Raw genomic sequence first — 12,445 nt, 5'->3', positions numbered from 1 at the left:
CCCACCACATGGCGGCCCCCCTCTACGTCTTCGTCGCGTGCAGGAGCAGGATCGAGGCGAGCGAGGGTCTGGTGCAGGCCAGCCGGTCGAGGGCGCGCAGCGGGCGGGGCACGCCGTGGAAGGGCGCGCCCTTCATCCCCACCACCTCGAATCCGGCCGCGGTGACGAACTCCCGCAGCGCGCGGGCGGTGTACAGCCGCAGATGTCCCACCACCTCCTTGCCGGGGCGGCCGTGGATCGCGCGCAGGCTGACCTCGGAGAACACGGGCTGCACCCCGGCGAGCAGCAGTGCGCGGTTGTACCAGGCGGCCAGGTTCGGGGTGGAGAGCATCAGGTGGCCGCCCGGGCGCAGCACCCGGCGGATCTCGTCGAGTGCCGCGTCCGGGTCGACCAGATGTTCGACGACCTCGCTGAACAGCACGGCGTCGGCGCAACCGGACCTGAACGGCAGCCCCCCGCCGGTGAGTTCACCCCGGATCGCGTACGTCAGACGCGTACGGGCGCGGGTGAGGGCGTCCTGGGACCAGTCGACGCCGACGATGCGGTGGCCGTCCAGCAAGGGGGCGGCGGTGGCGGCGGCGGTGCCGTCGCCGCAGCCGATGTCGAGGACGGTGCACGGCGTGCTGGCGGCCGGACCGAGAGCGGCGGCCAGCATCCGGGCCTGGCGGAGGGTGCGCGGGGTGCCGGAGGCGACGGGAACGGCCGGGTCCTCGTAGAAGTCGCGCAGGTCGGGGTGGTGTGCCGGGGCGGTGGTCACGGGGTCACCTCCGTGGCGTGCAGATAGTGCTCGAACAGGTCGCGCAGATGCGCGCCGTCGCCGTGGCTGAGCAGCGCGCGCGACCAGCGCAGAGCGAGGTGCAGGCGGCCCGCGGTGGAGGCGGTGGTGACGGTCAGGCCGCGCGGCATGCGCGCGGGCGCCGAGAACCAGACCGCGTGCGCACGGCCCGCCTCCTCGCCGAAGTCCAGCGGGTAGGGGACGCGGCCGATGTTGCTGAGCAGCGTCGTCGACGTCCAGGGCGCGGCGGCCCTGCGCAGGCCCCGGGTGAGGGCGGCGCGCCAGGCCACGGGGGTGACGGGGGCGGTGAGCAGGGCGGCGCCGTGGCCGAGTTGGGGCCTGGGGAGCGACTTCAGGGCGCGGGTGCGGGTCGCCGTACGGCGGAGCAGGGCGGGCATCTCGTCGGTGCCGTGTGCCGCCAACTCCGCCATGGAGAACGGCACTTCGACCAACCGGGTGCCGTTGCCGATGGGCATGGTGGTGTCCCGGGGGCGGTCGTCCACGGGCATGGTGATGCGCAAGGGGCGCGGCCCGGCGCCGTGTTCGCGGTTCCAGTGGGCGATGGTGAGCGCGGTGGCCACCATCAGCTGGTCGTTCACCGTGTAGGGCGAGCCCTTGGGGCGGTGCGGCAGGGGGATTTCGGTGACGAGCATGCCGTTGCCGGGGGAGGGCTCGGGGGTGCCGGGGGCGACACGGGCGGGCGGGGACCAGTTGGAGGGGGTGTCGCCGGGGTCCTGGGGGGCCTCCGGTGGGCGTACGGGCGGTGCCGCGGGGGAGTTGTCGCGGCCGCCGTAGAGCTCGGCGGCGGTGGCGAGCACCCGCAGACAGGCGGGGCCGTCGAGAGCGGTGTGGTTGATGGTGAGGAAGAGAACGGTGCCCCCGGGGCGCGGCGGCTGGGGTCCGCCGGGCCGTCCGGGCGGCACACCGACACCGTCCGACGCCTCGCTGCCCTCCGCCGGGCCCGCGCCCTCCACCACCTCCAGGCGTATCGGCGGGGACAGGGACAGCGGCGGTGCCGTGGTCAGGGCGCGGGTGCGGGCGTCGCGCAGGGCGCAGCGGCCGGCCGACGGGAAGGTCACCACCTCGGCGTCCGGCTCGGCGGTCAACTCCCATTCGTAGCGCCGCCGGTACCAGCGGCCGGGCGCCTCGCGCATCAGGATGCGGGGGTGCCTGCGCAGCGCCTCGGTGAACGCGGTACGCAGGCGGTCGCGGTCCAACCGTCCCGGCAGATGCACCTCGATGTGGACGGTCTCCGGCTCCTCCTCCTGCAGGCAGTGCCGGGCCACCTCGTCGACGACCGGGAACGGGATCCGTACGGGCGGATGCGCCGGGCCGCCGGCGCGGGCGGGATGGTCGAGTGCGGTCACGTGGGCTCGCCCCTCTCCCTGTCGGTCTCGGGCGGCTCCTTCTCGGGTCGCTCCGTCTCTGGCGCGGTCGGCCGGAACAGCGGTTTGCCGCGCCTGATCCGCGCGGTGGGCGGGTCGGGATCGGGCCCACCGGGACCGCGCGCCGAAATCGTGTGCCCGGCGTCGGGGCCGGGAGCGGGTGCCGTGTCCGCGGGACCGGAGCGCGGGCCGCCGTCGTCCCCGCGTTCGCCCTCGCGGGAGCGCCCAGGGGGTGGCCCGCTCTCGCCGCGCTGCCGCTGCGGCAGGTGGGGGAGCGGCGGGAGCGGACGGGTCGGGGCCTCGGAACCGGGCGCGGGTCCTCCGGGTGCCGATCCCGGCAAGGGCGCCGCAGGCAGCACCGCCGTCGAGCCCGGTCGTTCGTCCGGCTCCCGCACGCTCACCATGCCCGCGAACAGCCCTACCAGCGCGAGTAGTTGGGCCGCGTGTCCGAAGGCTCCGTGGCCCGCGCCCGCGGGCTCGCCGGCCCCCGTGGCCGCCGCGATCCCCGCGCCCGCGAGGGCGGCGAAGGCGATCGGGACGAGCAGCGGGCGCCGCCGCAGTGCGAGCAGTGCCAGGGCGGGCACCAGCAGTGCGAACCACCCGGCGATCACGATGCCCACCGCCGTCAGCACCACCGTGCCGAGCCACAGTCCCGGCAGCGGCGCGGGTGGCTGCAGCGGGTCGGGGTTCGGCGCGCGGCGGCGCCACACGACCAGGCCGATCAGCACCGCCAGCCCCGCGGCCCCGCCGATCAGGCCGCCCTCGTAGGTCGTCGCGGGCTCGTACGTCAGCTTGACGGTGCCGCCCGATCCAGACGGGATCCGCCAGCCCTGCTGCCAGCCGTCGAGGCGGACCGGGGTCAGCTCCTTGCCGTCCAGGGTGGCCTTCCAGCCGTCGTTGTAGTTCTCGTACGTCGTCAGATACATGGCGGCGCCGGAGCCGACGGTCACCTCGCGGCGGTCGCCCAGCCAGTCCCGTACCGTCAACCGGCGCGCCACGGCCGTGGGTTCGGTGACCGTGCCGCGGGTCAGCGTCACATCGGTGAGGATCAGCGGCCCCGCGTCCCCGGCCTCGACCCGGTGCGCGCCCGACGTCAGCTCAAGTCCCGTGTCGGAACGGCCCTGTTGGCAGAGCGTCACAGTCACCTGCCGCCGCTCCCGCAGATCCCGTACGGTCCCCTTCACGCTCGTGGCGTACAGCGTGCCGTCCACCGCCACATCCGGCCCCCGCCCGCACGGCAGCGAGAACGTCCGGGAGCTCCTCGGCTGCGGTGTGCGGTACCGGTCCAGCGCCGGGATGTAGGCCTCGGTCAGGCCCACGGGCAGCTGCAGATCCTCGTCGGCGACCGGGTTGTGCAGGGTCAGCGGCGCGGTCCGGGTGACGGTGATGTCCAGCCGGTCGGTGGTGATCGGGTCGAAGCGGACCACGCCGTTCTCGTCGACGCCGGCGATGGTCGAGCCGTCCGGCGAGCTGATGTGCACCTCGGTCGCCCGGGTCGAAAGTCCGCCCGCCGGGGCCAGCACCACTTCACCGATGGGCTGTTTGCCGCTCCAGCTCAGATGGATCGTGGGCCGGTCGCCCGCGATCCACGCCGTCGTCAGATCGCCGTCGGTGAGATTGCGCGCCGAGACGCCCGCGCCGAGCGGCGCCGTCGAGTCGGCGGTCGCCACGATGCGGTGCTGCTGTTCCGGCGCGACCTCGTAGAGCAGCTTGTCGAGGTCCTCGCCGGGCACCGGCACCGCGCTCGCCCTCATCTCGTACGTCCCCGCCGTCGCCGTGGAGAAGCGCCGGTGCAGGCCCGCCTCGGTGCCGGTCGCGGAGAGCCCGGTGGGGTCGGCGGCGCGGTGCAGGGAGATCAGGGAGGCCGCGGCGTCGGACGCCTTGTCCGCGTCCGTCGGCAGCCGGAGCAGACGGGTCACCTGGACGTGCGGCAGCGCGATCTCGGAGAAGCCCGCGCCGGTCAGACCCGAGCGGCGCGCCACCGAGTCGGTGATCGTCAGCTTCAGCCAACTCGTGTTCCCCACCGGCGCCTTGATGCTCTGCGTGGTGCCGTTGGGCCTCAGGAAACTGGTCCGCGAGCCGTTCTCGGTCTCCACCCGCACCTTCGTCGCCGCCGAGCGCACGCTCTGCTGCGGCAGCGGGGTGACCTTGAACGACGACGGCATGTCGTACTTCCCGGTGAAGGCGATCCGCAGCCACTGCCCGTCCGGCGACCCGGGCGCGCCCTCGGTCCAGGCGGTCTGCGGATTGCCGTCGAAGGCGTTCACGGGGTCGTACTGCGGCAGATGGAAGAGCCAGTTCCCGCTGGAGGACGCCGTCACCGAGCGGGCGCCGCGCAGTTGGGCCACCGTCTGATGGTCGAGCCCCTTGACCGGCAGGATCTGGCGCGGCTTCCTGCCCGCGTCCTGCACGGCGTCCGGCGCGTTGCGCTCCGATGCGGTGTACGTGTACGAGGTGTTGGCGGTGACCAGCCCGAACCGGGTGTCCGCCCGGCGCAGTCCGTCACCGGTGATCTGCAGCGGCGGGGAGCCGAGGCCGGGGTGGTTGTCGCCGGTCAGCACGGTCGGCCGGCCGCGCAGCTCGGAGGCGAGCGGCAGCAGCGCCTCGGGGCCACCGGAGACGACGGCCGTGTCGGACACGGGCAGCAGATGCGCCTGGCCGGGTCGCGGCACGGCCCGGTCGGAGGGCTCGTAGATCTCGACCGCCCGCTGTCGCGGATACAACCCCTCCACCTGCAGCGGTGCGTCATGGGCGATCTCGCCGCCGGTCATGACCGGGCCGATGCCCGTCACCCGCCGGTAGCCGGACTGCTCAAGGGTCCGCTTCACGGTCGTAGTCGGCACCGTGTCGGCCTGCGCGGGGTCGAGATCGTTGCGTACGACGACGTAGTAGATGCCGGCCCGGCTCAAGTAGTCGGCCAGTCCCGGAACTTCGCTGCCGGTGGCCAGGGCCTGCTCGACGGCGTCCGTCGCGCGCCGGTTGCCCGGAGTGCCGAAGGGGACGAAGTCCCGTTGTCCCCAGCGGGACTTGGCGAGGACGTCGAGGGGCTGGTCGATGGGAGAGCCCCAGCTGTAGATGCCGTGCGCGGCGGCCGGGACCACCAGCGCCCGGGAGTCGGGCGAGTACTTCTGCAGCCAACTCGCCGTGGTCTTCCAGTACTTGGGCAACTCCTGGAAGGAGCCGGAGTCGAGAATGGAGCCGTTGAGGTACGGCCACAGCAGACCCGGCAGGATCAGCACCGCCGCGATCAGCGGGGCGAGACGGCGCCCGCGCAGCCGGCGCGCACCGCGCGGCTCGGCGGCCACGCCCACCAGATGGGCCAGACCCAGGACCAGCGCCAGCGCAAGCCCCGTCTGGAACTTGTAGATGTTGCGGAAGGGGACCAGCCAGCCGTTCAGCCAGTCCTGCACGACCCCGTGGAAGGGCGCGCCGAACGCGCCGCCGTACCCGGCGAGCAGCACCAGCACGACCGAGATCACCGTCAGCACCAGCCAGCGCCGCTCCGGCATGTCCCGTCTGGCGAGTCCGGCGAGCCCGAGACCGGCCGCGAGCGCCGCACAGACGATCACCACCACCGAGGCGGCCACCGTCCAGCCCGCGGGCAGCCAGGCCTCGCCGAAGTGCAGATACGCCACCCAGTCGCCGGCCCCGCGCAGCGCTTCCGTCGCCGACATGGTGGCCGTCGTGGTCTGCGAAGTCTCCACGTACGGAAGGAAGTTCTCGCCGTAGACGCCGAGCATCAGCAGCGGTATCCACCACCAGGCCGTCGCCACGATCACGCCCGGCACCCACCAGCCGATCAGCTTGCGCTGCCGGGGCCCGGGCGGGCGGGAGAGCAGATACAGGCCGACCGGCAGCAGCGAGGCCAGCGTGGAGGCGCCGTTGACGCCGCCCATGAACGGCACGACGAGCGCCGAGCGCAGGGCCGCCACCCGGGCGCCGTAGCGCTCGTTCGTCAGCGGCAGCAGCACCCAGGGCAGGAAGGCGCCGGGCAGCGCCGCGGCCGAGGTGGACCCGACGACGATCGTGAACACCGGCCACAGCGCGTACGCCACCCCGGCGAGCAGCCGCGAGCCCCGGCTGCCCACGCCGAGCCGCTCGGCCAGCCGCAGCGCGCCCCAGAAGGCGACGGAGACGATCAGCGACATCCACAGCCGCTCGGCGAGCCACACCGGCAGTTGCACGGCATGGGCCAGCCAGTAGAACGGCAGCATCGGCCAGAGGTAGCCGGCGTACTGGTCCTGGATCCCGCCGAAGCTGCCCTGGTCCTGCCAGAGCTGCCCGAGATCGGAGAAGAACGCGCCCGGGTCGACCGTGACACCCAGCTTGGTGTCGAAGGTCTGCCGGCCCGGGTGCACCGCCAGGAACAGCACGAACGCCACGACCCAGAACCCCAGCAGCCAGCGCCTGGACCGCGGGCCCTCCGGCGGGCCCGCGGCGGCCGCGGTGGTGGGGACGGCTGCCGGGGGAGGAGCCTGGACCGTGCTCGTCATGGGGGACACCGCCGGAGGATGAGGAGAAGGTTCCAGGTGGCCACCTCGCGGATCCCGGGCGCCTTGACGACCGTCTCCGCGAGGAAGGGCCAGTAGCGGGAGCGCGCCGAGACGATCGCCACGTCGTCACGGGCGCGGACCTGCCGCAGGGTGGCGCCGATGTGCACGGCGAAGAGGTTCTCGCCAAGGGTGTGCTTGGCCGGTCTTCCGGTACGGCGCTGATAGCGGGCGCGGGCCCGTTCGGCCCCGAAGTAGTGCCAGGGCGCCCACTCGTGACCGCCCCACGGGGACAGCCAGTTGGTGAACGACACATAGATCAGCCCACCGGGTCGCGTCACCCGCACCAGCTCACTCAAGAACGTCTGCGGATCGGCCACATGCTCCAGCACGTTGGACGAAAAGGTCACATCCGCGACCCCGTCGTACAACGGCAGCAGATAACCGTCCGCGATCACAGCCGACTCGGGCGGCTTTTCCCCCAACTCCCGCTCATCGGGCTCGAAGAGACAGGCAAGCGCTCCCCGCCGCCGAAACTCCTCGGTGAAGTACCCACCCCCTCCACCGACGTCGACAATGGTCCGCCCGTCGACAGGTCCGCCGTAGGCCTCGACTTGATCAACGGCGTCACGGGCGAGCAACTCGTAGCAGCCGATGGGGTCGTCCTGCTCATGCAGGAAGGCCCGGAAGAGGGCGAGCGACCGCCGAAAGGAGGGATCCTTGAAGTGCCGGGTCACCGGAGCGCGCCTGTAGGGGCGCGGGGCTGTGTCTGATGCGCGGCTACCGCCGCGTGGGCGCGCCCAGCCACGACCAACCCGCACCCGCGTCACGGCGCAAAACCCCTCACCGCCTCAGCGGCAACCGCCCGGAACTGTCTGACAGTCCGATGCCAGCGATACCGAGCCGCCCGATCCCGCGCAGCCTTACCCATCACCTCACGCCGCCGCCCGGAAAGAGCGAGCGTGCACCAGGCAGCGGCAAAAGAAGACTCCCCGTGCGCCAGCACCCCGGTCTCCCCGTCGACAACGGAATCCCGCAGCCCAGGCACATCGAAGGCAACAGCCGGCGTCTCCCGAGCAGCCGCCTCGGTGACAACCAACCCCCACCCCTCCACCGCCGACGGATGCAACAACAGCCACGCCGCGCACAGCAACCGATGCTTCTCCGCCTCGGAGACATGGCCCGCAAACTCGACGCCGGGACCGGCGAGTTGCTCCAGGCGCTCCCGTTCGGGACCGTCACCGACGATCACCAACCGCCCCCCGGTGACCGGCCGCACCCGCTCCCAGAGTCTGAGCAGCAGATCGATCCGCTTGTACTCGACGAGCCGGCCCACCGCCACGAACAGCGGCTCGGGCGAGCGTTCGGCGCGCGGCCCCGGTTCCTCCACGCCGTTGTGCACGACACGGATCCGGTCCCGCGAGACGCCGATCGCCCGCAGGGCATGCGCCGTCGAGGGGGAGACGGCGACCAGCAGACTCCGGTGCTGGGCACCGGTCAGCGCCCACTGTTCGAGTCTTCGGCCGATCCGCGCGGCGGGCAGCAGGGCGCCGCCGAAGCGCATCCTCCACAGCTCGGAGTGGACGTGGTTGACCAGGCACAGGGTGGGGCCGCGGTGCCAGAGCGGTGCGAGGTAGGGCATCCCGTTGCAGACCTCGACTAGCAGATCGGTCTCGCCGACCTGGCGGGCGAAGGCGGAGCGGGCGCGCAGATAGTGGCCGAACTCGCCGCCCGCCGACACGACCCGGTAGTCCCTGAACGCGGCGGGACCGCCGCAGATCAGGGTCACCTGGTGGCCGAGGCCGGTGAGCCCCTCGGCCAGCCGGTCGACCAGCAGCTCGGAGCCGCCGGCGGCCGGATTGTCCAGGTCGCGGTGGGCAAGGAAAACGATTCGGCGCGGTTGTGGGGGGAGCGCCGGGAGGGACTGCGGCACCCAGGGGTGACCGGCGCGCAGAGGGGAAGGCACGTGCTGGGGCATGGGTGCTCCAACTCGTCTCAGGGTGCGGAACTCAGCAGTGACTTTCTGGCCTTGCTGTGGGGGGACTGAGCTCTTCATGGGCGGGGGGTGTGGATGCGTTGTGTTCGGGTGGGGCTCGACAGTTTTCGCCCCGCCGTTCGCCACGGCTACTCACCGGGATGACAATTTCCGGCTTTATTAGAACTGACGTCATGTCACTTCATGAGTCGCGTCTATGACATTCCGGCCGTATCCGGACGTCTGCGCCCGCGTACCGCCAAAACCACACCAATCGCCGCCAGTACGAATCCGGCCACAGCGCAGCCGACCGGCAACGTCCGTCCCACCAGCCGCAGTTGACCGCTCTCGGTCTTCGCCTGCTCGACCTGGTCCTTCTGTGTAGCCGTGGTGAAGGCCAGCTTACGGCTGTCCAGCAGCACCACCGCGTCCTTCTTCGAGCCCGGCGCGCGCAGCGTGCGACGCGGGCCGACCTGGGCATACAGCACCCGTCCCGTGCGCTGGTCGACCACCAGCCGGATGCCGTGGTTGGAGTACCACTCCTCGGCCAGCACCTGCGGTGTGCTCTTCCGGCCGACGATCGTGCCCGGCACCAGCCGCGTCCCGATCTTCACAGGCGCCACGGTCCCGGTGAACGCGTAGCCCTCGTACCCCTGGATCTTCTGCCGGCCCGCGTAATGCAGGACGACCGTGTCGCCGAGCGAGTTGTCCCACCACGAGTAGGAGCGTTTGTGCACGTCGAAGGGGAACTTCAGATAGGCGTCGCCCTCGAAGTACGGGTTCTCCTTGCAGCAGTGCACCGGCTGGTTGGTGTGCCGGTTCGTCACCCAGCGGTTGAGGAAGAATTCCAGCGCGTCGTGCGGGTCGGCGGCCGGCAGCGACTTGTCGGTGTCGACCGTCGTCGTCACGTCCCACACCGCCCGCCCGCTCTTCTCGCTGTCCGCGACATTGCCGCGCACCTGCTGGGTGACCGTGATGCGCTTGTCGTGCACCGTCGCGATCTCGCCGGTGTCGAAGTAGCTGCCGGTGCCGTTGTAGACGGCTGTGGTGTCGATGTCGATCGGGTTCACGGCGGCCCCCGGTTCCACGTACCAGGCCAGCATCGGCGCCAGGACCAGCAAGAACGTGCCGAGTCCCAGGAGAATCAGCGAAAGGGGGGAGGCTGTACGGCGCATCCGGACTCCAGGGGGGGTGGATGACTCCAGTTCGGGCCGCTGCATGTGGCCGGAGACCGTAGGCGCCTCTTGACGAGGTGTCAATGCTTGTCGGACTGGCCCGACAGGCAGGGGTGGGACCGCCGGGGTGGGGATGACCTCCGGACAGAGAGGCTGACCCTGCGATGTCCAGACTGCTCGCCGTCGCACTCACCGTCGTCGTCGCCGCGGCCCTCGCCGTGGGTGCGGCCCTCGGCATCGTCGCGCTGCTCGACGCGACACCCCGGCAACCGAACACCCCCTTGATCACCTACGAGCAAGCCGGGCAAGGGAGTTGACCCGTGACGCCGGCCCGCTCACCCGCCACCGCCACCCGCTCGGCCTGGCACGACGTCCCCCGCCTGCAGGTCCGCCGCTTCGCCGCCCTCGCCATGGCGGAGGCGCCCGCGCTCGCCGAGGAGATCCTGCGCGAGATCCGCCGCGAGTACCCGCATCTGCCCGTCGTCCCCGACGAGTCGGGCGAACCGATGGCCCTGGTCGGCATCCGCCGCGCCATCGAGGTCTTCGTCCAGCACCTGGAGACGTCGGAGGGCCGCCCGTCCGTCCCGCCGGGCGTCTTCCAGGAGTTCGGGCGCGGCGAAGGCCTGCACGGCCGCTCGCTGGACTCGCTGCAGGCGATCTACCGCATGGGAGTACGCCTGGCCTGGCGCCGGTTCGCCGAGATCGGCCAGCGCGTGGAGATCCCGCCGCCCGCGATGTACGAACTCGTCGACGCGGGCTACGAGTACCTGGACGGCCTCGTCGACCAGTCCGTACGCGGCTACGCGGAGGCTGCCGCCCGGCAGGCAGGGGAGCGGCTGAGGCTGCAGCGCCGGTTGATGGAACTGCTGCTGGCCGAACACCACCGGGGCGATCCGGCCGACGCGCTGACCGAGCGTGCCGCGCGGGTCGGCTGGTCGCTGCCGCGCAAGGTCGCGGTCGGCGTCCTGCTCCGCCCGGCGCGAGAGGCGGTCGCGCCCGCCGTCGGACAGGGCGTGCTGCTCGACATGGAGTACGAGCAGCCCCGCATGGTCGTCCCCGAACCGTCCGCCGCGGGCCGGCCCGAACTACTGCACCGGGCCCTGACCGGCTGGTCCGGGGCGATCGGACCGCCCGTACCGCTCGCCGACGCCGCGAAGTCGCTGCACTGGGCGGAGGCGGCCGTACACCTGATGGAACGGGGGCTGCTGCCCGCCGGGGACGTCCTGTACTGCACGGAGCACACCGAGGCGCTGGTGCTCCTGCAGCCCGAGGAACTGATCGACGACCTGGCCCTGCGGTGCCTGGCACCCCTGACCCACTGCGGGCCGACGCACGGGCGCCGGCTCGCCGAGACGCTGCTGGCGTGGCTGGAGACACGGGGCGGGGCCCCGGAAGTGGCCGCCCGGCTGGGCGTCCACCCTCAGACGGTCCGCTACCGCCTGCGCCAGATCCGCGAGCTGTGGGGCGACGAGATCGACAACCCCGACCGCCGCTTCGAACTCGAACTGGTGCTGAGGGCGCAGAGGTTGAGGGGGGCGCTGGGGGAGACGGGGCGAGGGTGACTCGACCCGTGGTGTGTCATTTCCCGTGCTGGGCGCGCCACGCCTCGTAATGGTCCAGGAGGGTTTCCTCCATGGGCCGGTAGGTGATGCCGAGTTCGTTCCTGCCGCGCCTGTTGTCGACCCGGAAGCGGATGCCGAGGTGCTTGCGGATGTAGTCCTGGGTGAGTCCGAAGGCGGGCCCGAGGATGCGAACGGGCCAGTGGGGCAGGCGGGTTCGCGGCAGCCGCAGATCTCGTGGGTACCGCCTGCGAAGGATTTGGGCCATCTCGTAGAACGACGTCATGCGTTCGGCCGCGACGATGTACCGCCCCGTGGCATCCGCCGTTTCGGCCGCGGCGATGTGGGCGTCGGCCAGGTCGCGGACGTCGACCGTGGTGAAGCTGAAGTCGGGGGCGCCGTAGAAGAAGTAGCCCTTGAAGAGCTCCTCCAGCAGGAAGAGGCTGCCGGACTCGGAGGCGGGGGTGAGGGACGGTCCGAGCACCAGGCCGGCGTTGACGGCGACCATCCGCCACCGCTGCTGCGTCTTCGCCGCCTCCCAGGCGGCCTGCTCCGCAACGGTCTTGGCGTAGTGGTACGGGTTGTTCTCCACGGTGCTGGTGGTGTTGAAGTACGCCTCGCTCAGCACCTGCCCCTCCATCTCCAGCACATCGGCGTAGTCACCGAAGACGGCCCCGACGGTGGAGGTGAGAACGAGCCGCACGACGGTCGGCGTCCGCCCGATGCTCCCGATGACATTCCGCGTCCCGGCCACCGCGGGCTCCACCACATCCCGCCGCCCGTCCTTGATCCTCTCCGGCATCAGAAACGGCGAGGCCACATGAAACACGACCTCGCACCCCTCCATCGCCTCATCGAAGGACCGCTCGACGAGAAGGTCGGCCTCGAAGAGTTCCAGACGCCCGGGGAAGCGGGCTTGCAGCGCCCGCAGAGGCGCCACCTTCACGCCGTTGCCGACACTCCGGACAGTGGTGCGCACGCCGTACCCGCGCTCCAGCAGCCGCAACACGAGATGACTCCCTACGAAGCCGGTGCCGCCGGTCACCAGGACGTCCACGTGCGCTCCCCTCTCGTCCAGCCGGTTGT

Annotated in this window: 9 protein-coding genes; 2 read left to right on the top strand and 7 right to left on the bottom strand. The window is 71.8% G+C overall.

Annotation, left to right across the window (positions count from 1 at the left end):
• Positions 1 to 22: 22 nt before the first annotated feature.
• From JYK17_RS12175 to pgfA, 6 genes are all read right to left on the bottom strand, one after another.
• Positions 23 to 757 (bottom strand): class I SAM-dependent methyltransferase, encoded by a 735-nt coding sequence (locus tag JYK17_RS12175; RefSeq protein WP_108007793.1) that lies wholly within the window; start codon positions 755 to 757, stop codon positions 23 to 25.
• Complete coding sequence (locus JYK17_RS12170) at positions 754 to 2,142, bottom strand: condensation protein (RefSeq protein WP_222810353.1); 1,389 nt, start codon at positions 2,140 to 2,142, stop codon at positions 754 to 756. The genes JYK17_RS12175 and JYK17_RS12170 overlap by 4 nt, the downstream gene beginning before the upstream one ends.
• The gene (locus tag JYK17_RS12165) at positions 2,139 to 6,653 is read right to left on the bottom strand and encodes an alpha-(1->3)-arabinofuranosyltransferase domain-containing protein (RefSeq protein WP_222810352.1); all 4,515 of its coding nucleotides are present in this window, start codon (positions 6,651 to 6,653) and stop codon (positions 2,139 to 2,141) included. Before JYK17_RS12165 ends, JYK17_RS12170 begins: the two co-directional genes overlap by 4 nt.
• Positions 6,650 to 7,387, bottom strand: a complete 738-nt coding sequence (locus tag JYK17_RS12160) for a class I SAM-dependent methyltransferase (protein ID WP_234547721.1) — start codon at positions 7,385 to 7,387, stop codon at positions 6,650 to 6,652. Before JYK17_RS12160 ends, JYK17_RS12165 begins: the two co-directional genes overlap by 4 nt.
• Before the next feature lie 89 nt (positions 7,388 to 7,476).
• Complete coding sequence (locus JYK17_RS12155; RefSeq protein ID WP_108007797.1) at positions 7,477 to 8,628, bottom strand: glycosyltransferase family 4 protein; 1,152 nt, start codon at positions 8,626 to 8,628, stop codon at positions 7,477 to 7,479.
• Between the two features lie 212 nt (positions 8,629 to 8,840).
• Positions 8,841 to 9,800, bottom strand: coding sequence for a cell envelope lipid trafficking protein PgfA (pgfA, locus tag JYK17_RS12150; RefSeq protein WP_222810350.1), 960 nt, complete (start codon positions 9,798 to 9,800; stop codon positions 8,841 to 8,843).
• 164 nt (positions 9,801 to 9,964) lie between these two features.
• Here pgfA and JYK17_RS12145 point away from each other — a divergent pair, with 164 nt between their 5' ends.
• Positions 9,965 to 10,117 carry a hypothetical protein gene (locus JYK17_RS12145; RefSeq protein WP_164932261.1) on the top strand — a complete coding sequence of 51 codons (153 nt, stop codon included), beginning with the start codon at positions 9,965 to 9,967 and terminating at the stop codon, positions 10,115 to 10,117.
• Between the two features lie 3 nt (positions 10,118 to 10,120).
• Complete coding sequence (locus tag JYK17_RS12140) at positions 10,121 to 11,362, top strand: PucR family transcriptional regulator (protein ID WP_108007799.1); 1,242 nt, start codon at positions 10,121 to 10,123, stop codon at positions 11,360 to 11,362.
• A gap of 16 nt (positions 11,363 to 11,378) precedes the next feature.
• Here the strand turns inward: JYK17_RS12140 and JYK17_RS12135 are convergent, their stop codons facing one another.
• The gene (locus tag JYK17_RS12135; RefSeq protein WP_222810349.1) at positions 11,379 to 12,416 is read right to left on the bottom strand and encodes an NAD-dependent epimerase/dehydratase family protein; all 1,038 of its coding nucleotides are present in this window, start codon (positions 12,414 to 12,416) and stop codon (positions 11,379 to 11,381) included.
• Positions 12,417 to 12,445: the final 29 nt, after the last annotated feature.

It is taken from the genome of Streptomyces plumbidurans, assembly GCF_019857225.1.
GTDB classification, from domain to species: domain Bacteria; phylum Actinomycetota; class Actinomycetes; order Streptomycetales; family Streptomycetaceae; genus Streptomyces; species Streptomyces plumbidurans.
The sequence above is the reverse complement of the archived record's forward strand: the minus strand, read 5'-3'. Positions and strand labels throughout refer to the sequence as shown.